This window comes from Streptomyces sp. NPDC034670, assembly GCF_055574875.1.
In genome coordinates this window covers 129,006-151,851 of the sequence record NZ_JBVITR010000007.1, presented here as the reverse complement: position 1 = coordinate 151,851, position 22,846 = coordinate 129,006, and the positions used below count along the sequence as shown (strand labels likewise).

The 22,846-nt window shown below is 76.1% G+C and carries 21 protein-coding genes and 2 pseudogenes; 10 read left to right on the top strand and 13 right to left on the bottom strand.

Features of this window, described 5'->3' with window-relative positions; all coding sequences use genetic code 11:
• Positions 1 to 42 precede the first annotated feature (42 nt).
• From ACZ56B_RS07930 to ACZ56B_RS07920, 3 genes are all read left to right on the top strand, one after another.
• Positions 43 to 717, top strand: coding sequence for an ATP-binding protein (locus ACZ56B_RS07930; protein ID WP_468787440.1), 675 nt, complete (start codon positions 43 to 45; stop codon positions 715 to 717).
• Positions 714 to 1,148: a hypothetical protein gene (locus ACZ56B_RS07925; RefSeq protein WP_468787438.1), complete on the top strand. Its 435-nt coding sequence runs from the start codon at positions 714 to 716 to the stop codon at positions 1,146 to 1,148. The genes ACZ56B_RS07930 and ACZ56B_RS07925 overlap by 4 nt, the downstream gene beginning before the upstream one ends.
• Positions 1,149 to 1,706: 558 nt before the next feature.
• Complete coding sequence (locus ACZ56B_RS07920) at positions 1,707 to 3,542, top strand: ABC transporter ATP-binding protein (RefSeq protein WP_468787538.1); 1,836 nt, start codon at positions 1,707 to 1,709, stop codon at positions 3,540 to 3,542.
• 68 nt (positions 3,543 to 3,610) lie between these two features.
• Here the strand turns inward: ACZ56B_RS07920 and ACZ56B_RS07915 are convergent, their stop codons facing one another.
• Together ACZ56B_RS07915 and ACZ56B_RS07910 are read right to left on the bottom strand one after the other, a co-directional pair.
• A complete protein-coding gene (locus ACZ56B_RS07915; RefSeq protein ID WP_468787436.1) occupies positions 3,611 to 3,793 on the bottom strand; it encodes a hypothetical protein in 183 nt (60 codons plus the stop codon).
• Positions 3,794 to 4,088: 295 nt separating this feature from the next.
• Positions 4,089 to 4,865, bottom strand: a complete 777-nt coding sequence (locus ACZ56B_RS07910) for a nucleotidyltransferase domain-containing protein (protein ID WP_468787434.1) — start codon at positions 4,863 to 4,865, stop codon at positions 4,089 to 4,091.
• Between the two features lie 149 nt (positions 4,866 to 5,014).
• Between ACZ56B_RS07910 and ACZ56B_RS07905 the strand changes: the two genes are divergently transcribed.
• Positions 5,015 to 5,422 carry a RidA family protein gene (locus ACZ56B_RS07905; protein WP_468787432.1) on the top strand — a complete coding sequence of 136 codons (408 nt, stop codon included), beginning with the start codon at positions 5,015 to 5,017 and terminating at the stop codon, positions 5,420 to 5,422.
• Positions 5,419 to 5,577: a hypothetical protein gene (locus tag ACZ56B_RS07900; RefSeq protein WP_468787430.1), complete on the top strand. Its 159-nt coding sequence runs from the start codon at positions 5,419 to 5,421 to the stop codon at positions 5,575 to 5,577. Before ACZ56B_RS07905 ends, ACZ56B_RS07900 begins: the two co-directional genes overlap by 4 nt.
• Before the next feature lie 20 nt (positions 5,578 to 5,597).
• Here the strand turns inward: ACZ56B_RS07900 and pip are convergent, their stop codons facing one another.
• From pip to ACZ56B_RS07880, 4 genes are read right to left on the bottom strand one after another with little or no spacing between them, the layout of a single operon-like run.
• Positions 5,598 to 6,566: a prolyl aminopeptidase gene (pip, locus tag ACZ56B_RS07895; protein ID WP_468787428.1), complete on the bottom strand. Its 969-nt coding sequence runs from the start codon at positions 6,564 to 6,566 to the stop codon at positions 5,598 to 5,600.
• Positions 6,567 to 6,602: 36 nt separating this feature from the next.
• Positions 6,603 to 7,319, bottom strand: coding sequence for a uracil-DNA glycosylase (locus ACZ56B_RS07890; protein ID WP_468787426.1), 717 nt, complete (start codon positions 7,317 to 7,319; stop codon positions 6,603 to 6,605).
• Positions 7,316 to 8,662: an MFS transporter gene (locus ACZ56B_RS07885; protein WP_468787424.1), complete on the bottom strand. Its 1,347-nt coding sequence runs from the start codon at positions 8,660 to 8,662 to the stop codon at positions 7,316 to 7,318. The genes ACZ56B_RS07890 and ACZ56B_RS07885 overlap by 4 nt, the downstream gene beginning before the upstream one ends.
• Complete coding sequence (locus tag ACZ56B_RS07880) at positions 8,659 to 9,264, bottom strand: helix-turn-helix domain-containing protein (RefSeq protein WP_468787422.1); 606 nt, start codon at positions 9,262 to 9,264, stop codon at positions 8,659 to 8,661. The genes ACZ56B_RS07885 and ACZ56B_RS07880 overlap by 4 nt, the downstream gene beginning before the upstream one ends.
• 130 nt (positions 9,265 to 9,394) lie before the next feature.
• Here ACZ56B_RS07880 and ACZ56B_RS07875 point away from each other — a divergent pair, with 130 nt between their 5' ends.
• Positions 9,395 to 9,964: an RNA-binding S4 domain-containing protein gene (locus ACZ56B_RS07875; RefSeq protein WP_468787420.1), complete on the top strand. Its 570-nt coding sequence runs from the start codon at positions 9,395 to 9,397 to the stop codon at positions 9,962 to 9,964.
• Between the two features lie 123 nt (positions 9,965 to 10,087).
• Here ACZ56B_RS07875 and ACZ56B_RS07870 read toward each other — a convergent pair whose 3' ends face one another.
• Positions 10,088 to 10,786 (bottom strand): class I SAM-dependent methyltransferase, encoded by a 699-nt coding sequence (locus tag ACZ56B_RS07870; RefSeq protein ID WP_468787418.1) that lies wholly within the window; start codon positions 10,784 to 10,786, stop codon positions 10,088 to 10,090.
• A 151-nt stretch (positions 10,787 to 10,937) separates the two neighbouring features.
• Between ACZ56B_RS07870 and ACZ56B_RS07865 the strand changes: the two genes are divergently transcribed.
• Positions 10,938 to 11,213, top strand: a complete 276-nt coding sequence (locus ACZ56B_RS07865) for a DUF6343 family protein (RefSeq protein WP_468787416.1) — start codon at positions 10,938 to 10,940, stop codon at positions 11,211 to 11,213.
• Positions 11,214 to 11,232: 19 nt separating this feature from the next.
• Here the strand turns inward: ACZ56B_RS07865 and ACZ56B_RS07860 are convergent, their stop codons facing one another.
• The 4 genes from ACZ56B_RS07860 to rpsA form a co-directional block, all read right to left on the bottom strand.
• Entirely contained in the window at positions 11,233 to 11,613 is a 381-nt protein-coding gene (locus tag ACZ56B_RS07860; RefSeq protein WP_468787414.1) for a tetratricopeptide repeat protein, read from the bottom strand.
• Between the two features lie 51 nt (positions 11,614 to 11,664).
• Complete coding sequence (gene coaE, locus ACZ56B_RS07855) at positions 11,665 to 12,285, bottom strand: dephospho-CoA kinase (RefSeq protein WP_468787412.1); 621 nt, start codon at positions 12,283 to 12,285, stop codon at positions 11,665 to 11,667.
• A gap of 129 nt (positions 12,286 to 12,414) precedes the next feature.
• Positions 12,415 to 13,353 (bottom strand): PAC2 family protein, encoded by a 939-nt coding sequence (locus ACZ56B_RS07850; RefSeq protein ID WP_468787410.1) that lies wholly within the window; start codon positions 13,351 to 13,353, stop codon positions 12,415 to 12,417.
• A gap of 238 nt (positions 13,354 to 13,591) precedes the next feature.
• Positions 13,592 to 15,085, bottom strand: coding sequence for a 30S ribosomal protein S1 (gene rpsA / locus ACZ56B_RS07845; protein WP_004989441.1), 1,494 nt, complete (start codon positions 15,083 to 15,085; stop codon positions 13,592 to 13,594).
• Between the two features lie 302 nt (positions 15,086 to 15,387).
• Between rpsA and ACZ56B_RS07840 the strand changes: the two genes are divergently transcribed.
• The gene (locus ACZ56B_RS07840; RefSeq protein WP_468787408.1) at positions 15,388 to 16,287 is read left to right on the top strand and encodes a class I SAM-dependent methyltransferase; all 900 of its coding nucleotides are present in this window, start codon (positions 15,388 to 15,390) and stop codon (positions 16,285 to 16,287) included.
• Between the two features lie 4 nt (positions 16,288 to 16,291).
• Positions 16,292 to 18,853: pseudogene (hrpB, locus tag ACZ56B_RS07835) on the top strand (ATP-dependent helicase HrpB).
• 116 nt (positions 18,854 to 18,969) lie between these two features.
• Here the strand turns inward: hrpB and ACZ56B_RS07830 are convergent.
• Positions 18,970 to 20,790: a lytic transglycosylase domain-containing protein gene (locus ACZ56B_RS07830; RefSeq protein ID WP_468787406.1), complete on the bottom strand. Its 1,821-nt coding sequence runs from the start codon at positions 20,788 to 20,790 to the stop codon at positions 18,970 to 18,972.
• A 326-nt stretch (positions 20,791 to 21,116) separates the two neighbouring features.
• Between ACZ56B_RS07830 and ACZ56B_RS07825 the strand changes: the two are divergent.
• Positions 21,117 to 22,008: pseudogene (locus tag ACZ56B_RS07825) on the top strand (DUF4184 family protein).
• Here ACZ56B_RS07825 and ACZ56B_RS07820 read toward each other — a convergent pair.
• Complete coding sequence (locus tag ACZ56B_RS07820; protein WP_468787404.1) at positions 21,896 to 22,339, bottom strand: hypothetical protein; 444 nt, start codon at positions 22,337 to 22,339, stop codon at positions 21,896 to 21,898. The pseudogene ACZ56B_RS07825 and the gene ACZ56B_RS07820 overlap by 113 nt on opposite strands.
• Positions 22,340 to 22,846 lie beyond the last annotated feature (507 nt).

Below are 22,846 nucleotides of genomic sequence, written 5' to 3'. Positions count from 1 at the left end.
TTTTCAGAGTGACACTTGCCAAGTGTTCACGGCGGGGCGATAGTGGCAGGCGTGATTCCGTCCGCGCCCTTAGGAACAGACGCCGCCGCAGGCCCCCTCGGTCTCGGCGCCGCCTCGGGAGACGACCCCGTGGGGGCCGCCGCCGAGCGCCGGTTCCGTTTCGAACTGGCCGCCCATCCGGGTTCCCCCGCTCAGGCCAGACGCCTGACGAGATCACGGCTGACCGGCTGGTCGGTGGACGAGGACACCTGCGACACGGCGGCCCTGGTCGTCTCCGAACTGGTCACCAACGCCGTCGTGCACACGGCGAGCAGCCGCATCGTCTGCGAGCTGCACGACGGCGACGCCCTGGTGCGCATCGCCGTGCGCGACGAGGGCTGCGCACCGGGCCGGCCGCGGGCGAACACCCGGCAGCGGCCGGAGGAGGAGCACGGGAGGGGCCTGCTCCTCGTCGACTCCCTCTGCCACGCGTGGGGCGCCCACGAGCACGGTCCCGGGCTGCTGGTCTGGGCCGACCTGCCCCGCCGGGCCGGCACTCCGCCCGACCCCGCGGAGCCCCGCGACGACCTGGGCTGGGGCGCCCGCCCGACGCCCGGGCCGCCCCACGGCCCGGACGACGGCGGCGGTGACGGCGACCGGTCCGACGAGCCGCGCCGCGCGGCAGAGGGCCTGACCCCGCCCGCGCGCCGGCACCACCCGGACGGGAGGCGGCCGTGACGGCCACGTCCGGCTCCCGGGTGCTGAACCTGGACACGCTGGCGCGCCTCCGGCGCGGACACCGCGCCGGGGGCGCGCTCCGCCGGCTCCCGGTGCCCGAGGGCATGACGGCCCCGATGGGCTGCGACGCGGTGGCGGCCCCCGCCCGCCTCGGTGCCCTGGTGATGCCCCGGCTGCCCCGGGTGGGCTGTGTCTACGCCGATGCGGCCCACTGGTGGTGGCTGGTCCCGTCCGACTCGGACCACGCCCTGGAGTGGCCCGCCCCCGCGCACTACGCCGCCGGCGCGCTCCTCCCCGACGCCCCGGACCTGCCCGGTCTGATCCACCGCCCCGACGGCACGCTCCCCTACACGCCGCCGATCCCCCTCTACCTCGCCCTGTGCCGCCTGACCGGCACCGCACCGGCCTGGTCCCGCCCGGTCAGCGCGTAACCGGCGGGCCGGCGCCGTCCCGCCACTCCGCCCGGGCGGGCACCGGCCCGCACCGTCCGGGACGACGCGCACCGGGCCCGCGCCGTGCCCCCGGCCCCGCGCCCCCGCGTGCCCGGCCCCGCGCACGGCCCTCCGTCCGCGCACCCGGGGCCGGCCCCCGGCGCCCCCGTCCCGCCCGGTCCCCCGGCACGTGCGCCCGCACGCCTCCTCCGCCCCGTCCCGCGCCCTGCCCCGGCGGATCCCGCGCCGCCATAGTGGCCGTTCGTCGGAATCGGTGATCGGGGGAGGTCAGCGTTGGCAGGCACACGGAACGCGGGCGGGCCGGGAACGGACCGCCCGCCGGAGGCGGACCACCCACCGGGAGCGGACGGCCCGCCGGACCCGGACCGCCCCGCCGGGCGGAGGAGGTACCGGCGCTCCGCCCGCCGCGGGAAACGCCCCGGTCCCGACGGCCCGCCCCTCTCCGAGTCCGAGCGCCTGCTCTTCGGAGGGCCGCTGCGCTACGACACGGGCTGGAACCAGCACAGCGACGCCTTCCTCGAGCTGGGGTTCCGCGCCATGATCACCCGGCTGCCCGCCCTGCTGACCACCAGCCTCCGGCTCGCCCTGCAGGCCGACCGGCGGGCCGCGCGGACCGTGCTGGCCGCCGAGGCGGGCCGGGGCCTGGCCCAGGCGGTGAGCCTGCTCGCGGTCAACAGCGTCCTGGGCCGGCTGCTGGGCGGCGGCCCGATCGAGGAACGGCTGCGCGGCGCCGTGCCCGCCCTCGTCGCGGTGGCCGCCGTCATGACGGTCGCGGCGCTGCTGCGGGCGGCGAGCACCTACGCCACCGGACGCCTCGAACCCAAGGTCGAGCGGGTGGCGACCGAGCTGTACCTGGAGCGCGCCGCGGCCGTGGAGCTGGCCGCGATCGAGGACCACGCCTTCCACAAGCTGCTGGACACCGCCCAGTACGGCGCCTCCTCGGCCCGCCGCATGATCATGTACGGCACACGGGTGATCAACGCGATGATCTCGCTGGTCGCGGCGGCCGGCGTGCTCACCGTGCTGCACCCGGCGCTGCTCCCGCTGCTGGTGACGATGACGCTGCCGAGCGCCTGGGGCGCGCTGACGAACGCGCGCCGCCGCTACGCCTCGTTCCACACCTGGGTGCAGCACGCCCGCGCCGGCCACCTGATCAGCGGCCTGCTCACCGAGCCGGAGGCCGCGCCGGAGATCCGGGTGCACGGCGTCGGCCCCTTCCTGCTGCGCCACTTCCGGGCGATGTCGGAGACCGCGGAGGCGGAGCAGGCCCGGCTGGCCCGGCTGGCGGCCCGCACGGGTCTGATCGCGGCGACGTGGACGGGCCTGGCGACGGCGGCGACGTACGCCACGCTCGGCGGGCTGCTGCTGGCCGGGGCGATGGCGCTGTCGGTCGCGGGGACGGCGGTGATCGCGGTCCGCACCGGCTCGGCGAGCCTGGAGACCCTGGTCCTGGAGGTGAACCAGCTGCACGAGGAGGCCCTGTTCGTGGGCGATCTGCAGCGGCTGTACGTCGAGGCGGCCGAGCGCGCGATCCCCGTGGGCGGTCTTCCGCTGCCGGACGACCCCCGGGAGATCCGCTTCGAGAACGTCACCTTCCGCTACCCGGGCGACGCCGCCCGCCCCGCCCTGGACGACGTCTCGCTCACCCTCCCGCTGGGCCGGATCGTGGCGCTGGTCGGCGAGAACGGCTCCGGCAAGACCACCCTGGTCAAACTGCTCGCCGGGCTGTACACACCCGAGCGGGGGCGGATCCTGTGGGACGGCGTGGACGCGGCGGCCGTGGACCGGCACCGGCTGGCCGAGCGCATCGCGATGGTGGCGCAGGACTTCAAACGGTGGCCGTTCACGGCGCGGGTGAACGTCCTCCTGGGACGGCCGTCGGCCCCGGTGAGCGAGGAGCAGCTGGCCGCGGCGATCGCCGAGGCCGGAGCGGAAGCGGTGGTCGCGGACCTGCCGCGCGGCCTGGACACCCTGCTGGCCCGGCACTTCAGCGGGGGCCACGAGCTGTCCGGGGGGCAGTGGCAGCGGCTGGGCATCGCCCGGGCCGCGTACCGGCGCGGGCGCATCCTGATCGTGGACGAGCCGACGGCCGCCCTGGACGCCCGGGCCGAGCTGGAGGTCTTCGACCGGATCCGGGCCCTGGCGGACGGCGGCCAGACGGTGGTGCTGATCACGCACCGGCTGGCGTCCGTGCGCCACGCGGACCTGGTGCACGTGCTCGACCAGGGCAAGCTGGTGGAATCCGGCTCGCCGGACGAGCTGCTGGCCTCGGGCGGCCTCTACGCCGAGCTGTACGCGCTCCAGGCGGAGCAGTTCACCGCGCCGCCCTCCGCGCCCCCGCCCGGGAAGGTGCCGTCACCGAAGGCGGGCTGAACCGTCCGGCCGGCACCGTCCGCTCCGGCCGGTGCCCGGAGCCGTCCCGGCCCCTCGGGCGGCATCGCTCACGCCGCCGCCTCACCGCCGTCGCCGCTCCGTACGATCACCAGGAACATGTCGGTGGCCAGGTCCATGACGACCTCGGCGGGCAGGCCCTCCAGACGCCGCGCCTGCGCGAACTCCTCCGCCGGCCAGGATCCGCGCGGCCCGCCTGCGGGAAAGCGTTCGAGCACCGTTCGCCCGTTCACCCTGCCACCTCCATGTAGCGCTGTACTCGTAGAGTTAAACGCCAACCATGGGGCGGGCGCCTCGTCCGGTGACGGTACTGAGACGTAGTTGACACCCGTTCACCGCACAGTGTGAGCCAGCTCTCATCTCTTCGGAGCAACCCGTCGCGCTCCGTGCCGGCCGCCGCACTCGCCGTGATACCGGGTGTGCTCACTTCTCACAGGCGCCCCGCGAGCCGACGCCCGCCCCTCGGGTTCCCCCGGCTCCTCCCGCCGGCCGGCCCGCGGGGCGAGGTCGTGGCGCCCGCCGGCCGGGTCACCGCCGGGCCGCCTCCACGGCGCGGGCGAACCGCTCCTCCGCGGCCTCCACCGCCCGCGTGAGGGCGTCCGGGTCGCTCGTCAGGCCCTCCAGCAGGGTGTCCACGTCCCCGAGGCCGGCCCGTGCGACGAGTCCCTTCTCATTGGTCACCCACTCCCCCCGCGCCGCCGCCACCGCGTGCGCGGTGTGGGTCGCGGCGACGGCGATGCTCCCCGCGACCTGGGTGAGGGCGCCCTCGGGGGCGTGACCGGTCCTGGCGTAGGCGAGGGTGGCGGCGGCCGTGCCGTGCCAGCGGGGCGGGGCGGCCTCGCGCAGGGCCCGCGGGTAGGCGGCGGGGCGGGGCAGCTCGCCGCGCAGCACCCGGTTGACCGCGAGCTCCGCGACCAGCAGGTACGTCGGGATGCCGGCGAGGTGGAACAGCAGCGGCTCGACGCGGAACCGGCCCCGCTCCGCCTGCGCCAGCTCGTGCTCGACGACCCCGAGGTCGCGGTAGTGGACGTCCACTCGGCGTCCGTCGATCGTCAGCCAGGCGCCGCCGTTGAAGACGCCGCCGCCCCAGTCGCCGATCCCGCAGACCTCGCCCTCCCAGCCGACCGCGCGCAGGTCGTCGGGGTCGAAGGAACCCCGGTAGTAGACCGCCAGGTCCCAGTCGCTGTCCGGCCGTTCGGTGCCCTGGGCGCGGGAGCCGCCGAGGGCGACGGCCCGGACACCGGGGAGGGCGGCGAGCCGGTCGGCGGTCGTCTCGAGGAAGGACCGGTCGGGGAGGGAGGGCACGGCGGCGGCTCCTGACGGACGGAGGTGTGCGCTGGGAAGGCTACGGGGGCGTCCGGGCGGGCGCGAGGAAAATACAGGTGCGGCGGCGGGCCGGACATCGCATGATCGGTGGGTCGTCCACCACCCGTTCCCAGACGATCGGAGCCCGTGTGATCCGGCGTGTCACCGCCCCCGGCCTCTTCCCCCCGCCCACGTACTCCCACGCCTGTGTCGTCGAGGCGGGCACCCGACTGGCGTTCCTCGCCGGGTCGGTGCCGCTCGACGCCGGGGGGAGACTGATCGGCGAGGGGGACCCGGTGCGGCAGGCCGAGCGGGTGCTGGCCAATCTGGAGGAGCAGCTGCGGGCGGTGGGCAGCGACTTGACGCACGTGGTGACGACGGACGTGTACGTGGTGAGCGGCGAACCCGCGGTGCTCTCCGCCGTGTGGGAGGTGGTGGAGGCGTCCGGGCTGAGCACGGGCCCCCACGCGTCGACCCTGATCGGTGTGGCCTGCCTCGGCTACCCCGGGCAGCTCGTCGAGATCACCGCGACGGCCGTCGTCCCGGACGCGCGATGACCGGCGGCCGGCGACCGGGGAAGGGCCTCGCACCGCGGGCCTTCCAGGCCAGCGCGCCCGCCCGCCGCCTCCGCGAGCGGTACGCCTCCACGGCCGTGGAGCGGACGGACGGTCCGGGCGGCGAGGAGCGGGAGCCGGGCGTGCGGGACGCGTGACGGCCGTGGGACGGCCGGGTTCACCGGCCGTCCGCGCGCGCGTACCGGTCCGTCGCCGCCACCAGGGCGTCGCTCCCGGCGGCACCGGCGTCGTGGCCGGCCTCGTCCACGATCACCAGTTCACTGTCCGGCCAGGCGTGGTGGAGCCGCCAGACGGTGCCGAGGAGGTTGCCGAAGTCGAGGCTGCCCTGGACCAGGGTGCCGGGGATGCCCTTCAGCAGGTGGGCGTCCCTCAGGACGACGCCCTCGTCGTTGCCCTCGCCGAGGAAGTGGTCGCGGCCCCAGTAGTGGGTGACCGTGCGGGCGAAGCCGTAGCGGAAGACCGGGTCCTCGAAGCGGGGGATCGATCCGGGCGGGGCGGGGATCGTCGCCGTCTCCCAGTCGGTCCAGGCCCGCGCGGCCCGCTCCCGGACCTCGGGGTCGGGCGACTCCAGCAGCCGGCTGTACCCGGCGGCCGGACCACCGTCCCGCTCGCCGGGGGGCAGGGCGGCGAGGAACCGCTCGTACGCCTCCGGGAAGATCTTCCCCAGCCCCCGGGTGAGCAGGTCGACCTCCCGGTTCGACCCGGTGGCGACCGCCGTCAGCACCAGTTCGGACACCACCCCGGGATGCGTCTGCGCGTACCGCAGGCCCAGGACCGACCCCCACGACGCCCCCCACACCAGCCACCGCTCGATGCCCAGGTGGGCGCGGAGCCGCTCCAGGTCGGCGATGAGGTGGGCGGTCGTGTTGACGCCCATGTCGGTGGCGGGGTCGCTCGCCGGGGGGGTCGAGCGTCCGGCGCCCCGCTGGTCGAGCAGCACGATCCGGTACGCGGCCGGGTCGAAGTACCGGCGCAGGTTCGGGCTCGCGCCGGCGCCCGGTCCGCCGTGCAGCACCAGCGCGGGCTTGCCGTGCGGGTTCCCGCTGGTCTCCCAGTACACGCGGTTGCCGTCGCCGACGTCGAGCATCCCGTGGTCGTACGGTTCGGTCTTCGGATAGAGGCCCATCGGGGCAACATAGCGGCCGCGCCGCGGGTGATCACCTCATTTTCGCGGGGACAGCCCCGCCGCCTCCGCCGCCGCGCGCAGCACCTCCCGGAGCATCCCGGGGGTGAGCCGACCGGTGAAGGTGTTGCGCTGGCTGACGTGGTAGCAGCCGTGCAGGTGCAGGGCGTCCCCGTCCGGCGCGGGGAGCGTGACGCGGGCGCCGTGGGCGAAGGCCGGGCGGGGGCGGGGCACGGTCCAGCCCGCTTCGGCGAACGCGGGCAGCGCGGCCTGCCACCCGAAGGCGCCCAGGACGACCGCGGCCCGCAGCGTCGGCCGCAGCAGACGCAGTTCCCGGACCAGCCAGGGCCGGCAGGCGTCCCGTTCCCCGGGGGTGGGCCTGTTCGCCGGCGGGGCGCAGTGCACGGGGGCGGTGACGCGCACCCCGTGCAGTTCCAGGCCGTCCCCCGCGTGCACGGACGTCGGCTGCGAGGCGAGGCCGGTGTCGTACAGCGCCCGGTACAGCACGTCCCCGGACCGGTCACCGGTGAACATGCGTCCCGTGCGGTTGCCGCCGTGCGCGGCGGGCGCCAGTCCGACGATCAGCAGCCGGGCGTCCGGCGGTCCGAAGCCCGGCACCGGCCTGCCCCAGTACGTCCAGTCCGCGAAGGCCGCGCGCTTGGTGCGGGCGACCTCCTCCCGCCACTCGACCAGTCGCGGGCAGGCGCGGCAGCCGGTGATGCGCCGGTCGAGGCCGGGGAGACCGTCGGGGTTCATGGCTCCACGGTAGGCCGGGGCCCGCGGGGCACCGGCACGGCGTCCCCCGCCGCCGGCGCGGCCCGGCCGCCGCGGCCCGACCACAGCAGGCTCCCGCCGAACAGCACGGCCGCCGTCAGCAGCCAGGGCAGCGGGCCGGGGGCCATCGCGCCGACGACGACGCCGGTGAGGGCCCCGACCGACTGCTGGGCGAGGGACTGCGCGGACAGGGCGGTGGCCCGGCCCTCGCCGGGGACGCGCCGGTGCAGCAGCTCGTTCTCGTTCGGGCCCGCCACACCGAGCCCCAGGTACACGAGTCCGAGGCCGGCCACCACGAGGACGGCGGAGACCGGGTGCGACCAGGCCGCCGTCGCCCCGAGCAGCAGCAGTCCGGCCGCGCCGGTGCCGAGGCCGGCCAGGACCGCCCGTTCGCCGCTGCCGGTGCGGCGGGCCGCGAAGGGGGCGAGGTGGCTGCCGAGACCGGAGCAGACGAAGCCGCCGCAGGCGAGCGCGGCGAAGAGGAGCGCTCCCGGCCCGGGTGCGCCGGTCAGCGTCACGGCGCGGCCCGGCATCAGCAGTTCGACGGCGGCCACGGCGCTGCCGGCCGCGGCCGCGCCGAGCAGCACCCGGCGGACCACGGCGTCCCGGCCGCCCAGGCGGACGCCGCTCAGGACGGTGCCGGGGACGCCGCGCAGGACGGAGCGCGGGGTGGCCGGCGGCCGGGGCGGTTCCCGCAGCGTGGTCAGGACGCAGCAGGTGAAGAGGATCTCGACGGCGGCGCCCAGGAGCACGGGGACGGACAGCGGCAGCACCGCCTGGGAGGTGGCCTCCGTCAGCCGGGAGCCGAGGTCCGGTCCGAGGCCGAGCAGCCAGGGCAGGGCGCCGCCGAGCAGGAGGCCGGTCGCGAGCGCGGCCGAGGTCGCGGTGCTGCCGCGCGCCAGGCCCGTGCGCAGGTCGGCGTCGGGGCCGGCGCACGCCCGCACGGTGTCCACGTACCAGGCCTCCGCCGGCCCGCTGGCCAGGGCGCGGGCCGTGCCCATCAGCACCATGCCGAGGACGAGCACCCCCGCGGTGCCGCCGAGGCCGTGGAGCACCAGGGCGATCGTGTTGAGCCCGCCCGCCACGGCGAGGACGGGACGGCGTCCGAGGACGTCGGACAGGCCTCCGGTGGGCAGTTCCATGACCGCGACGGTGAGGGAGTGGACGGCGAAGAGGCCCGCGACGGCGGCGAGGGACATGCCGCGTTCGGTGAACAGCAGCACCAGCGGGGCCATGGCCAGGCCGGGGGGCAGCCAGAACAGGACGCAGAGGACGACGTAACGGCGGCGGGCGGCGCGCAGGACCGTCTGCGGTGTCCCGGTCACGACGGGGCCCCGGCCCCGTCGGTCGGCGCGAGGGGCAGTGCCGCGGTGACGAGGACGACCCGGCGGGCGCGCGGGTCGTCCGCGTCGCGGGCGGTGAGTTCCTCCAGCTTGCGGTCGAGGACGTCCCGGAGTTCGGCGAGCGACTCGGGGGTCAGGTCCGGCATCAGGTCGCTGATCCCGGACGGCCCGGCCCACTCCGGCCCCAGCCGCCCCTCGGCGAGGTCCGCCTCGTGCCGGACGAGGGACGCCTCCAGGTGCTCGATCTGGCGCCGCCGCGCCATGCCGACGAAGGCGCGGCCCGCGGCCGAGGACTCCATCGCCTCGTTCCTCCAGGACGTCACGGAGTGCAGCGCCCGCCAGCGCCGTTCCCGTCCGTCGCGGTGCTCGGCCTCCGCGATGAAGGCGTACTTCGCCAGGACCCGCAGGTGGTAGCTGGTCGACGCCGAGGACTCCCCCGTCCGCTCCGCCAGCTCGCTGGCGGTGGCCGGCCCGTTCAGCCGCAGCAGTCCCAGCAGCCGGATCCGCAGCGGATGGGTGAGCGCCTTCAGTGCGGCGGCGTCCTTCTCGGGGTCGAGTACGCGCCTGTGCTGGTCACTGGACATGCGGTGAGCGTAGGACGCGGGCCCCACTTGGCAAAAGACTTTTTGCAAAATTACTTTGGCAGTGTTCGGCCGGCCGTGCGCCGCGGCGGTCCCCGTCCGGTCCGGCGGCCCGGGGGACTAAGGTCGGGGCATGGCTTCTGAGGCTGCGCAGGACGACAGGACGCGTGAGGCCGGGGACACGGCGGGGACGACGGGCAGCGGCCCGGAGGCGGCCGCCTCCCCGGATCCGAAGACCGCCGCCGCCGTGGCGGCCGCCGAGGCGGCCGGACCGAAGAACGGCGAGACCGTGCGGATCGACAGCTGGATCTGGTCCGTCCGCCTGGTCAAGACACGTTCCCTCGGCGCCGCCGCCTGCCGGGGCGGCCACGTCCGCGTGAACGGGGAGCGGGTCAAGCCCGCCCACTCGGTCCGCGTCGGCGACGAGGTGCGGCTGCGGCACGAGGGCCGGGAGCGGATCGTCGTCGTCAGACGGCTGATCCGCAAGCGGGTGGGCGCCCCGGTGGCCGCCCAGTGCTACATCGACAACTCGCCGCCGCCCCCGCCCCGCGAGGCCGTCGCCCCGGCCGGCGTCCGCGACCGCGGCGCGGGCCGCCCCACCAAGCGCGACCGCCGCGAACTGGAGCGCCTGCGCGGTCTGGGCGGTCTGGGCGGCCTCGGCGGGCCGGGCGGTCCCGGGCCCGGGAGCACGCGCCGGCCGTGAACCGGTGGCGTCCGGGAGGGCACGGTCCCGCCCGGACGCCGTCCCGGCGGTGCTTCCCGGCGCGGGCCCCCGGAACCGGGCCGGATCCGTGCGCGGGCCCCGCCGCCCGCGGGCATCCCGCCCTCAGCCGCCCGTCACCGGCACCGCCCTCACCCATGTCCGGTCCTCCGTCAGGTACCGGTCCACCCTCAGGCCGGCCTCCCCCAGCGCCTCCTCGAACTGCCGCCTCGTCAGCGGCCGCGACCGGAACGTCTGCGTCCAGGTCGCGTCCGGGAACACGTACTCCGCGTGCACCGAGTCGACCCCGTCGCCGATCGGCTCCGACGACACGATCCGCACGGTGAAGCCCGCGGGGTCCACCCGCTCGCGCGGCACGTCGTCGTGGTAGTCCTCGCCCTCCCGCTGGATCAGCACGCATCCGTCCTCCGCCAGGTGCCGCGCACAGGTGCGCAGCATGCCCCGCCGCACCTCGGCGTCCCCCACGTGCACCAGGAAGGACGCGAGCAGCACCACGTCGAACGTCTCGCCCAGGTCGAGCTCCTCCACGGGGCTGCGCACCGTCCGCGCCCCGCGCACGCGCTCCAGCATCTCGGCGGACTCGTCCACCGCCGTGACCGTGAAGCCGCGTTCCAGCAGGGCGTGGGTCATCCGCCCGGCCCCGCTGCCCAGCTCCAGGACGCGCGCGCCCGCGGGCACCGCCCCGGCGATGACGTCCGGCTCGTCCCCGACGGGCAGCCGCGCGTAGAGCTCCACCGCGCAGCCGTCCGGGGTGATCGCCCCGGGACCCGTCCCCTCGTACCCCTCACGCCTTCTCCGTCCCATGCCCGCCCAACGGCCCGTCTCCGCACAGCCGTTCCCGTGCGGCGCGAATTCACCCGTCCGTGTGAACCAGGGGGGTCACGGGAGGTCCGGCTCCCTCATGGGAGCCCCGCTCCGGGGAACCCGGGGCGGACGGGGGGAGCCGGGAACGGGGGTGGTCGTCGTGAGGCGTACGGGCAGTGAGCCGGTGACCGCGCGCAGTGCGCTGCGGATGCGGTTCTGGCTGAGCGTCTGGGGCGTGGTCTGGACGGTGTCCGGCACCACGGCGTTCGCGCTCGCGGGGCACCGGGGCTGGGCGCTCGCCTGCGGGCTGCTGTGGCTGGTCGTCCTGGTCGACCTGGTCGTCGTCGTGCGGCGCATCCGCCAGGGCCCCCACTACCAGCCGGGCCGCGACGTGCCGCCGTACGAGCCGCCGGCCCGCCGGCCGTAGCGGCGGCGGGCACGGCCGCTCAGGCCTCGAAGCGCGCCGCCCTCAGGTACTCCGGGTTCGGGTCCAGCGCCGCCGCCAGCCGGAAGTGGCGCTTGGCCGGGCGGGGGCGGTTCTGGCGCTCGTAGGTGCGGGCGAGGGCGAAGTGGGCGAAGGCGTTGTCCGGCTCGCGCTCCAGGACGAGGGAGAACTCCAGCTCGGCGGGGCGCAGCTGGGCCGAGGCGAAGAAGGCGCGCGCACGCAGCAGCCGCGCGGCGGTGTTCTCCGGGTGGACGTCGATGACGCCGTCGAGCAGCTTCACCGCGCCCCGCGGGTCGCGGGAGGCGAGCAGTTGCTCGGCGGCACGGAAGTCGATGACATGCGTCTCCGGCGTACGTCCGGTCGAACCACCGGTCTCGGGCACAGCGCGATCCTTCCCTCGTCGGAGGGGGTTCAACGCCCGGTGCGGGGGCCGCTATTCCCGAGGGGTCCGCCGGGGGGCCCGTGCCCTGCGGACGAGGTCGTCCCACACCTCCTCGACCCGCCGCTCCAGCTCTTCCAGGGGAACGTCGTTGTCGATGACGATGTCGGCGATCTCCCGGCGCTGCTCGCGGGTCGCCTGGGCGGCCATGCGCGCGCGGGCGTCCTCCTCGGTCATGCCGCGCCGCCGCACGAGCCGGTCGAGCTGGGTCCCGGGGCTCGCGTCGACGACGATCACGAGGTCGTAGAGGGGGGCGAGGCCGTTCTCGGTGAGGAGGGGGACGTCGTGGACGACGACGGCGTCCTCGGCGGCGGCCGCCTCCAGCTCGCGGGAGCGGGCGCCCACCAGGGGATGGACGATCGAGTTGAGGACGGCGAGCTTGTCCGGATCGGCGAAGACGAGGGAGCCCAGCGCGGCCCGGTCCAGGCTGCCGTCCTCGGCGAGCACCTCCGTGCCGAAGGCCTCCACGACCGCCGCGAGGCCGGGCGTCCCCGGCTCGACGACCTCCCGCGCGATGCGGTCCGCGTCGATCAGCACGGCCCCGCACGCGACGAGCAGCCGGGACACCTCGCTCTTGCCGGCGCCGATCCCGCCGGTCAGGCCCACGGACAGCACGACCGCGCCTCCCCTTTCGTCCGCCCCGCCGCCGCGGGGACCGCTCGCCGGCTCCGGCGGCCGGGCCCACCGGAGCGCCGCCGCGCCGGCGGGGGCCGGCGGACCGCGGTCACCTGGGAGGGTACCGGATCAGCCCTCCCCCTCACGCTCCGCCAGGAACCGCTCGAACTCGCGGCCGATCTCGTCCGCCGAGGGGATCTCCACCGGCTCGGCGAGCATGTTGCCCCGGGTCTCGGCGCCCGCGGCGGCGTCGTACTGGTGCTCCAGGCCCTGGATGAGGGCGGTGAGTTCGTCGTCGCCCTCCCGGACCTGGCGCTCGATCTCGGTCTGGGTGCGGTGCGCCTCGGTGCGCAGGGCGTGGGCGACACCGGGCAGGACCAGTCCGGTCGCGGCCGTGATGGCCTCCAGGACGGTGAGCGCCGCGTCCGGGTACGGCGAGCGGGCGAGGTAGTGCGGGACGTGCCCGGCGACACCCAGGACGTCGTGACCGGCCTGCATGAGCCGGTACTCGACGAGGGCCTCGGCGCTGCCGGGGACCTGCGCCTCCTCGAAGGGGCTGCTGTGTCCGGGGACGAGGTCGGTGCGGTTGCCGTGGGGGGTGAGGCCGACGGGGCGGGTGTGCGGGACGCCCATCGGGATGCCGTGGAAGTTCACCGACAGGCGGACGCCGAGCCGCTCCACGATCTGCCGCACGGCCGCGGCGAAGCGCTCCCACTCCACGTCCGGTTCGGGGCCGGAGAGCAGCAGGAAGGGGGCTCCGGTGGCGTCCTGGACGAGGCGCACCTCGAGGGCGGGCACCTCGTAGCCGCTCCAGCGGTCGCGGGTGAAGGTCAGCAGCGGGCGCCGGGCGCGGTAGTCGATCAGCCGGTCGTGGTCGAACCGGGCGACGACCTGGTGGGGCAGCGAGTCGAGCAGCCGGTCGACGATCTGGTCGCCGGTCTCCCCCGCGTCGATGTATCCGTCGAAGTGGTAGAGCATGACAAGTCCGGCCGACTCCTGGGCGAGCGCCATGTCGACGACGGCCAGGCCCTTCGGCTCCCAGGCGTACAAACCCTGCGGATCAAGCACAGTGACCGCTCCTCCTCGTGTTCGTACTGGACAACGTGGCGCACGGCACTCGCATTCCCGGACGGGGACAACTCCTGATCAAGGACGGGGACGCCTCCCCCGGGGTGCGGGAACCGCGCGCCGGACCCCGCCGGCCCGTACCCCCACGGGGCAACGCCGAAGGGCCGTACCTCGAAAGGTACGGCCCCTCGGTCGGCTGCTAGGCCTCAGCGGCTGGGGGTTCCCCCGCCGGGGGAGTTCAGCTCTGGCCGCCGGCCAGCTTCTCGCGCAGCGCGGCCAGCGCCTCGTCCGAGGCCAGCGCGCCGGACTGGTCGCCGCCCTCGGAGGAGTACGAACCGCCACCGGACGCGGCCGGAGCGGCGGCCTCGCCACCCTCGGCGGCGGCCTTCTCGTCCGCCTCGCGGGACTTGATGACCTGCGCCTGGTGCTGCTCGAAGCGGGCCTGCGCCTCGGCGTACTGGCGCTCCCACTCCTCGCGCTGCTTCTCGTAGCCCTCGAGCCAGTCGTTGGTCTCGGGGTCGAAGCCCTCGGGGTAGATGTAGTTGCCCTGGTCGTCGTAGGACGCGGCCATGCCGTACAGGGTCGGGTCGAACTCGACCGCCGTCGGGTCGGCACCGAAGGACTCGTTGGCCTGCTTCAGCGAGAGGCTGATGCGACGGCGCTCGAGGTCGATGTCGATGACCTTGACGAAGATCTCGTCGTTGACCTGGACGACCTGCTCCGGGATCTCCACGTGGCGCTCGGCCAGCTCGGAGATGTGGACCAGGCCCTCGATGCCCTCGTCCACGCGGACGAACGCACCGAACGGAACCAGCTTCGTGACCTTGCCGGGCACGACCTGGCCGATCTGGTGGGTGCGGGCGAACTGCTGCCACGGGTCTTCCTGGGTCGCCTTCAGCGACAGGGAGACGCGCTCGCGGTCCATGTCGACGTCGAGGACCTCGACGGTGACCTCCTGGCCCACCTCGACGACCTCGGACGGGTGGTCGATGTGCTTCCAGGACAGCTCGGAGACGTGGACCAGACCGTCGACGCCACCCAGGTCCACGAAGGCACCGAAGTTGACGATCGAGGAGACGACGCCGGAACGGACCTGACCCTTCTGGAGGGTGGTGAGGAACGTCTGGCGGACCTCGGACTGGGTCTGCTCCAGCCAGGCACGACGGGACAGGACCACGTTGTTGCGGTTCTTGTCCAGCTCGATGATCTTCGCCTCGAGCTCCTTGCCCACGTAGGGCTGGAGGTCGCGGACACGGCGCATCTCGACCAGGGAGGCCGGGAGGAAGCCGCGGAGGCCGATGTCGAGGATGAGACCACCCTTGACGACCTCGATGACGGTACCGGTGACGATGCCGTCCTCTTCCTTGATCTTCTCGATGGTGCCCCAGGCACGCTCGTACTGGGCGCGCTTCTTCGAGAGGATCAGGCGGCCTTCCTTGTCCTCCTTCTGGAGGACCAGGGCCTCGATCTCGTCGCCGACGGCGACGACCTCGTTCGGGTCGACGTCGTGCTTGATCGAGAGCTCGCGGCTCGGGATGACACCTTCGGTCTTGTAACCGATGTCGAGCAGGACCTCGTCCCGGTCGACCTTCACGATGACGCCGTCGACGATGTCGCCGTCGTTGAAGTACTTGATCGTCTCGTCGATCGCTGCGAGGAACGCTTCCTCGTTACCGATGTCGTTGACCGCTACCTGCGGGGTGGTGGCGGTGGTCTCGGTGCTGCTCGTCATGTGGGAAAGGGCTCCGGTACGGACATTGAAGTCGTAGGTACTGCTACGCCGGAGCCCGTTTCGCTCTGTAGAAGCCGGACAGCCAAGGAAGCACCTCACCGGTGACGGTGACGCGCCTCGACAACCGAGGGGACATACAACAGATGCGAGCGCAGCCTGCTACGTCTGAGGTGCGCAGGCCCGCAGCGCAACTTGTAGCATACGGGGGCAGCCGGGCAGGGTCAATGCACGAAGCCGCCCACCCGGGGTGGATCGCCGTATAACCGGCACAATTCCCCCGCACGGCGGAGCCGCGTCACCGGGTGCGCCCGGGCCGCGCAGCCCGCGCCGCGCCCCCGGCGGCGACGCGCCGGGGACGAGATGGACGGAAGAGTACGACGAGGGAGCCGATCATCCAAGAGCCCGAAGGTCCCGAACCGGAGGCGACCCGGCGGGAGGCCGGCGTCACCGAGAGCTCCCGTGCCAACCGGGGCTGGTGGGACCGCAACGCGGACGAGTACCAGACCGAGCACGGCGCGTTCCTCGGCGACGACCGCTTCGTGTGGGGCCCCGAGGGCCTGGACGAGGTGGAGGCCGGGCTGCTCGGCCCGCCGGAGGAGCTGAAGGGGCGGGACGTCCTGGAGCTGGGCGCCGGCGCGGCGCAGTGCTCGCGCTGGCTGGCCGCCCGGGGCGCGCGCCCGGTGGCCCTGGACATCTCGCACCGGCAGCTGCAGCACGCGCTGCGCATCGGCGGGTCCTTCCCCCTGGTGTGCGCCGACGCGATCGCGCTCCCCTTCGCGGACGGCTCCTTCGACCTGGTCTGCTCGGCGTACGGGGCGCTGCCCTTCGTCGCCGATCCGCGGCTGGTGCTGCGCGAGGCGCACCGGGTGCTGCGGCCCGGCGGCCGGCTGGTCTTCTCGGTCACGCACCCGATCCGCTGGGCGTTCCCGGACGAGCCCGGCCCGGAGGGGCTGAGCGTGTCCGGGTCGTACTTCGACCGCACGCCCTACGTCGAGCAGGACGAGGAGGGCCGCGCGGTGTACGTCGAGCACCACCGGACGCTCGGCGACCGCGTCCGGGACGTCGTCGCCTGCGGCTTCCGCCTGGTGGACCTGGTGGAGCCGGAGTGGCCGGACTGGAACACCTCGGAGTGGGGCGGCTGGTCCCCGCTGCGCGGCGGCCTGATCCCGGGGACGGCGGTCTTCGTGTGCGTGCGGGACTGAGCGCGTGATCCGTCAGGACGCCCTGGACGCCCTCCCCGTGCGCGACGCCCTGCCCGGGCTGGCCGGCGCCCTGGAGACGCACGGCACCGCGGTGCTGGTGGCGCCGCCCGGCACCGGCAAGACGACACTGGTGCCCCTGGCCCTGGCGGGGCTGCTCGGCGGGGGGCCCGCGCGGCGGGTGGTGGTCGCCGAACCGCGGCGGATCGCGGCGCGCGCGGCGGCGCGGCGGATGGCGTGGCTGCTCGGCGAGGACGTGGGCGGGTCCGTCGGTTTCACGGTGCGCGGGGAGCGGGCCGTCGGGCCGCGCACGCGCGTGGAGGTCGTCACGACCGGCGTGCTCCTGCAGCGGTTGCAGCGCGACCCGGAGGCGGCCGGCGTGGACGTGGTGGTGCTCGACGAGTGCCACGAGCGGCATCTGGACGCGGACACGGCGGCGGCGTTCCTGTGGGACGTGCGCGAGACCCTGCGCCCGGAGCTGCGCCTGGTGGCCGCGTCGGCCACGACGGACGCCGACGGCTGGGCCCGGCTGCTGGGCGGCGCGCCGGTGGTGGAGGCGTCCGGCGCCGCGTTCCCCGTCGAGGTGGTGTGGGCGCCTCCCGCGCGCCCGGTGCGGCCGCCGCACGGCCTGCGGGTCGATCCGGCGCTGCTGACGCACGTGGCGTCGGTGGTGCGGCGGGCGCTGGCCGAGCGGGACGGGGACGTGCTGGTGTTCCTGCCGGGGGTGGGCGAGATCGCCCGGGTGGCCGGGCAGCTCACCGGCCTCGGGGACGTCGACGTGCTCCAGGTGCACGGGCGGGCGCCGGCGGCCGTGCAGGACGCGGTGCTGGCGCCCGGCGCGGGGCGCCGGGTGGTGCTGGCGACCTCGGTGGCGGAGTCGTCGCTGACGGTGCCCGGGGTGCGGGTGGTCGTGGACGCGGGGCTCGCGCGGGAGCCCCGGGTCGACCACGCCCGCGGGCTGAGCGCGCTGACCACGGTGCGGGCCTCGCGGGCGGCCGGGCGGCAGCGGGCGGGCCGGGCCGGACGGGAGGCTCCGGGCGCGGTCTACCGCTGCTAGACGGAGGCGGAGGACGCGCGGCTGCCGCGGTTCCCCTCCCCCGAGATCAAGGTGGCCGACCTGACGGCGTTCGCGCTCCAGGCGGCCTGCTGGGGTGATCCGGACGCCTCCGGGCTGGCGCTGCTGGACCCCCCGCCGGGCGGGGCCATGGCGGCGGCCCGGGACGTGCTCGCGGCGATCGGGGCGGTCGGCCCCGACGGGCGGGCCACGCCGCGGGGCGCACGGCTCGCGCGGCTCGGCCTGCACCCCCGGCTGGGGCGGGCGCTGCTGGACGCGGCCCCGGCCGTGGGCCCCGGGCTCGCGGCCGAGGTGGTCGCGCTGATCGGCGAGGAACCGCCGCGGGAGTACGGGGACGATCTCGCCGGTGCGCTGCGGGCCGCGCGGCGCGGCGGTGACGCGTACGCGGGGCGGTGGCGGGCGGAGGCGCGCCGACTGCGCCCGCTCGCCGCGGAGGCCGCGGAAGCCGCGGAGGGTTCCGGGGACCCGGGGGTGTCCTGGAGGGCCGTCCGCGGTTCCGGCTCCCCGCCGGTGCGGCCGGGCGGGGAGGACGCCCGGGTGGGGCTGGTGGCCGCGCTCGCCTTTCCCGAGCGGGTCGCCCGCGCGGACGGCGGGTCGTACCTGATGGTGTCCGGGACCCGTGCCGAGGCGGCGGGGGCCGGGTTGCGCGGCGCGTCCTGGATCGCGGTCGCCGTGGCCGACCGGCCCGTGGGTCGGGGGCACGCGCGGGTGCGGCTCGGCGCGGCCGTCGACGAGGACGTCGCGCGCGCGGCGGCGGGGACGCTGCTGGAGTCGCGCGAGGAGGTCCGGTGGGCCGACGGGGACGTCGTGGCGCGCCGGGTCGAGCGGCTCGGGGCGGTGGAGCTGGCCGTGCGACCGCTTCCCGACGCCGATCCCGCGCTCGTCCGGGCGGCGCTGCTGGACGGACTGCGGCGGGAGGGGTTCGGGCTGCTGCGGTGGCCGGCGGGGGCGGTCGTGCTGCGGCAGCGGCTGGCGTTCCTGCACCGCCGGCTCGGCGCGCCGTGGCCCGACGTCTCGGACGAGGCGCTGCACGCACGCGTGGCGGAGTGGCTGGAGCCGGAGCTGGGCCGGGCCCGCGGGCGGGCCGACCTCGCGCGCATCGACGCCGGGCAGGCGCTCGGGCGGCTGCTGCCCTGGGCCTCGGGCCGGGCCGCGCTCCTCGACGAGCTGGCGCCCGAGCGGATCACCGTGCCCAGCGGGTCCGCGATCCGGGTGGACTACTCCGATCCGGAGCAGCCGGTGCTCGCCGTGAAGCTCCAGGAGATGTTCGGGCTCCGGGAGACGCCCCGGGTGGCCGGCGTGCCGCTGCTGGTGCACCTGCTGTCCCCGGCCGGACGGCCGGCCGCGGTCACCGCCGACCTCGCCTCCTTCTGGAAGGACGGCTACCGCGGGGTACGGGCCGAGCTGCGCGGGCGGTATCCCCGGCACCCGTGGCCGCAGGACCCGTCCACCGCCGAACCGACCCGGCACACCAACGCACGGCTCCGCCGGTGAGCCGCCCCGGTCCCGTCCCCGGCGCGGGGCCTTCGGGAAGGCGCCGGGGCGCACACGGCGACCGGGGGCCCCGCCGTCGTGACGGCGGGGCCCCCCGGTCCGGCGAGGGGCGGCGGTCACGCGCCGGGGCTCGCCGACGGGCCGCTGGACGGGTCGGCCGACGGGCCGCTGGACGGACCGGTGGAGGGGTCGGCCGACGGGCCCGGTGACGGCGTCCCGGCCGCCGCCACGGTCAGTTCGACCGTGAGGGTGGCCCCGCCCGCGGTGGTGACGCGGAGCAGGAACGTGCCGGTGGCGTCGTCGGCGTACAGCCGCGGCAGCCTCAGCAGGCCGTTCGCGTCCGTCTCCAGGCCGGTCAGGATGCGGACGGCCCGGCCGTCGGCGTCCTTGAAGTAGGGGCCCTCGTCGTTCGGGGCCGGGTCGTCGGCCGAGGTGATCAGCGTGGCGGTGGCCGCGACCCCGCCGGCGGCGGCGCCGTCGTACGTGGCCCTCACCTCGACCCGGTCCGCGAACTCGCCGCCCGGGGCGCAGGTCAGCGCCTCGTCACCGGTGCGCACGAGGGTGTCGGCGACGCGCTCGGTGACGGTGGCCCGGTAGTCGAGGCCGGGGACGGCGCGGCCGGCGACGGTGGCGCGGACGGTGACGGCGCCGGTCTTCCCGCCCGCCCGGAGCGCGGGCGCCACGGCGACGCCCGAGCCGTTGGTGACGACGACGGCCACGCTCTCGCCGCCGGCGAAGACGGTGCCGGTGTCGCCGAGGAGGGTGAAGCGGATCCGCACCCCGGCCACCGCCTTGCCGTCGTCCGTCTCGGCGCGGGTCCTGACCCTCTCGCCGAACACCTCGCCCGTCCGCGCGGTGAGCTTCCCGGTGCCGGCGTTCTCCAGGTGGTCCACCGTGTCGGTGGGCGTCCGCGGCGGTGTCGACGGGGTCGACGGCCCGGGGTCCGGGGTGCCGGGCGAAGCGGGCGGCGTGCCCGGGGTGCCGGGCGCGGCCGGCGGCGTGCCCGGAGTGCCGGGCGCGGCCGGCGGCTCGGGGCGCGGGCTGCCGCCGGACGGCTCGCCGGGCTTGGACGGGGAGGCGCCCGGCCCGGACGGGGAGGGCCGCGCCGGGGTCTCGTCGCTGCGGTCCACGGGCAGGGTGCCGGTGCCGTCCGGGATCTCGTGGGTGCCCTTGCGGTAGTACTCCAGCCAGGACAGGACGGTGTTCAGGTAGTCCGTGGAGTTGTTGTAGCTGAGGATCGCCTTCCTGAGGTCGCCCCGGTCGGACAGGTCCCAGCCGAAGCGGCACAGGTAGTGGCCGGCCGAGAGCGCGGCGTCGTAGATGTTGTTGGGGTCCTTGCGGCCGTCGCCGTTGCCGTCGCGGCCCGCCCACTGCCAGGTGGACGGGATGAACTGCATGGGGCCGACGGCGTTGTCGTAGGCGCTGTTGCCGTCGTACACGCCGTCGTCGGTGTCCTTGATGAGCGCGAAGCCGTTGCCGTCGAGCTGCGGGCCGATGATCGGGCTGAGGGTGGTGCCGTCGGCGTCGACGCGTCCGCCGCGGGCCTGGCCCGACTCCACCTTGCCGATGGCGGCGAGCAGTTGCCAGGGCAGGTTGCAGCCCGGCTTGGCCTCGCGCAGCGCGGCCTCCGCCTTCTTGTAGGCGTCGAGGACGGTCGCCGGTATGCCGGCCTCGGACCCGCCGGGCGTGCCCGGGCCGGTGCTCGCGGACGGGGAGGGGTGGGGGCTGTTGAGCGGCGGCAGGTCCGTGTAGTACGGCGAGTTGCCGGTCGCGCCGACGTCGGCGGTCTCCCCGGGCGCGGGTGCGGTGTCCGCGGTGGCCTGGTCGCCGGCCGTCACCCCCGGTGCCTGGGACGCGGACAGGGCCGCCACCGCCGCCGCGGCCACGGCGGTGGTTGCCGCTCCCCTGCGCAGCCTCCTGCCGAATTGCGCCGCCATAGAGTGAACCCCTCCCGTGGACGCCGGAGCGTCCGTCGACGTCTGTCGTCTCCGCCCCGTGGGGCGGTCCGCCCGTCTCACCGGTTGCCCTCGGCGGGCGGGCGCATGTGCCGTCGTTCTCCGTCCGCGCCCGTCCTGCGCCCCGGCACGACAGCTCTCGTGACCCTACGACAACTTCCTTTGCGCGCACACCCGTTCGTGCCCGATATCCGACGGTTGGCCGCTTTCGTTCGTGACCGGTGGTGGCGCGGGGCGTCCCGCACACTGGAGCGCGTCGATCGCCGGGGCCCACCGGGCTCCGTCAACGCCTGTCGCGGGGAGTCGAGTTGCCGTTCACGCTGAGCCATGCGGCGGCGGTGCTGCCCCTCGTGCGCGCCGACGGGGCCGGCCGGGGCCCGCTGGTGCCGGCCGTGCTCGTCGCGGGTTCCCTCGCGCCCGACCTGACCTATTACGCGGCGAGCTTCCTTCCCGGGCGATGGAGTTCGGGGACGTCACGCCCTCCTTCCGGGGCGTGCTCACGGTCGACGCGCTCCTCGCCTGGGCGCTGGTGGGACTGTGGCCGCTGGTGCGCGAACCGCTGGTGGCGCTGCTGCCCCGGGCCCGGCAGGGGCGGGCGGCCGCCCTGCTGCGCTGCGCGGGACGCCCCGCGCGCGGGTGCGGCCGTCCCCGGTGCTGCGCTGGTGCGCCTCGGCGGTGCTCGGCGCGCTGACGCACGTCGCGTGGGACGCCTTCACCCACCCGGACCGGTGGGGGATGCGGGTGTTTCCCGTGCTCGGCGAGGAGATCGCGGGCTCGCCCCTGTACCGGTGCCTGCAGTACGGCGGCTCGGTGGTGGCCGCGCTCGTGATCGCCGCGTTCCTGGTGCGGGCGCTGCGCCGGGCACCCCGGGCCGCGGGGCCCGTGGGGGTGCCGGCGCTCTCGGGTGCGGACCGGTGGGGGGCCGCCGCGCTGCTCGGCGGCTGCGTGCTGGGGGCGGCGGTGCGGCGGGCCGTGCGGTGGTGGGCCCACCGGGGGCCGGCCGCGAAGCCCTGGGAGCTGATCCCGGCGGTGTGCTTCGGGGCGGGCGCGGGGCTCGTCCTCGCGCTGACGCTGTACGCGGTGGCGGTCAGGGTGTGGCGTCCGGTCCCGGGCGTGCGGGGCCCTGGAGCGGACCGGACGCGGCGGCCGGACCGTACGGCCGCGCGCTGGGGGTCTCGCCGGCCGCGACGAACACGGTGATCGTGCGGACCGGGCGGGGCCGGGGCAGCAGGGTGAGGGCGAGTGCGAGGTAGCCGCGGGCCAGCTCGGCCCACAGGCGCCAGGCCGGCGGCTCGCCGGGGCGTGCCGGTCCCGCGGCGGCAAGGGCGCGGTCGGCGCGCCGCCGGCCGTCGGTGACGCGGCGGCCGAGACCGGCCGCGGCGCGCCGCAGCGCGGTCGCGAGGGTGGCGGGGACGCGGGCGGTACTCGCGGCGGCGGCGAAGCCCGGAACCGGCACGAACGCCTCGTGGGTGGGTCCGTCGGCGTCGGCCCGCGGGGGTGCCGCTCTGCGGTGAAGCATGCGTATACCCATGCCCCGCATCCTGGCGGGCGGGGGTGCGGGGGGCCGCTTCGCGAGGGCCACGCGGGTGAAGGGCGGTGCGGGAAGGGGCGGCGCGGGAGGGCCGGGAGGGCGTCGTCGCCCCTGGTCCGGCGGATGCCGGGGACCGCGGGCACACGGCCGGCCGGGCCGCGCCGCCGCGGGCCCCCGGCCGCCCGCATCCGGGGGCTCGCGGCCCGCCGGGGAGCAGGGGCGGAGGGGCGGGAGAGGGGCCTGTGGCTCCTCCCGCCCGGCGGGACCGGGACCCGTCCGGCGGGTCGTGCCGGCAGTCACGGGGCCGCGGTGCTCCCTCCCCGGGTTCTCCGGGCGGGGACCCGGCGGCGTCGCCGCCGGGCGCCGGCTCCTCCCGGGCTCTCGACGGGGGTGGGGGGGGGGGGGCCCCCCCCCCCCCCCCCCCCCGGCCTTGGGGGGCAGGGGGGGTTCTCCCAGGCGGTTCTGCCCGAAAAGAGGAAAAGGTGTCGGGAGGGGGGGAAAAAGTGA

What these genes read in the sequence shown, in the direction of transcription:
- rpsA (WP_004989441.1), bottom strand. Translation starts at nt 15,085, where the DNA reads ATGACGAGCAGCACCGAGACCACCGCCACCACCCCGCAGGTAGCGGTC.
- ACZ56B_RS07890 (WP_468787426.1), bottom strand. Translation starts at nt 7,319, where the DNA reads ATGAACCCCGACGGTCTCCCCGGCCTCGACCGGCGCATCACCGGCTGC.
- ACZ56B_RS07880 (WP_468787422.1), bottom strand. Translation starts at nt 9,264, where the DNA reads ATGTCCAGTGACCAGCACAGGCGCGTACTCGACCCCGAGAAGGACGCC.
- ACZ56B_RS07820 (WP_468787404.1), bottom strand. Translation starts at nt 22,339, where the DNA reads ATGGGTATACGCATGCTTCACCGCAGAGCGGCACCCCCGCGGGCCGAC.
- ACZ56B_RS07830 (WP_468787406.1), bottom strand. Translation starts at nt 20,790, where the DNA reads ATGGCGGCGCAATTCGGCAGGAGGCTGCGCAGGGGAGCGGCAACCACC.
- pip (WP_468787428.1), bottom strand. Translation starts at nt 6,566, where the DNA reads ATGGGCCTCTATCCGAAGACCGAACCGTACGACCACGGGATGCTCGAC.
- ACZ56B_RS07920 (WP_468787538.1), top strand. Translation starts at nt 1,707, where the DNA reads ATGATCACCCGGCTGCCCGCCCTGCTGACCACCAGCCTCCGGCTCGCC.
- ACZ56B_RS07900 (WP_468787430.1), top strand. Translation starts at nt 5,419, where the DNA reads ATGACCGGCGGCCGGCGACCGGGGAAGGGCCTCGCACCGCGGGCCTTC.
- ACZ56B_RS07870 (WP_468787418.1), bottom strand. Translation starts at nt 10,786, where the DNA reads ATGGGACGGAGAAGGCGTGAGGGGTACGAGGGGACGGGTCCCGGGGCG.
- ACZ56B_RS07875 (WP_468787420.1), top strand. Translation starts at nt 9,395, where the DNA reads ATGGCTTCTGAGGCTGCGCAGGACGACAGGACGCGTGAGGCCGGGGAC.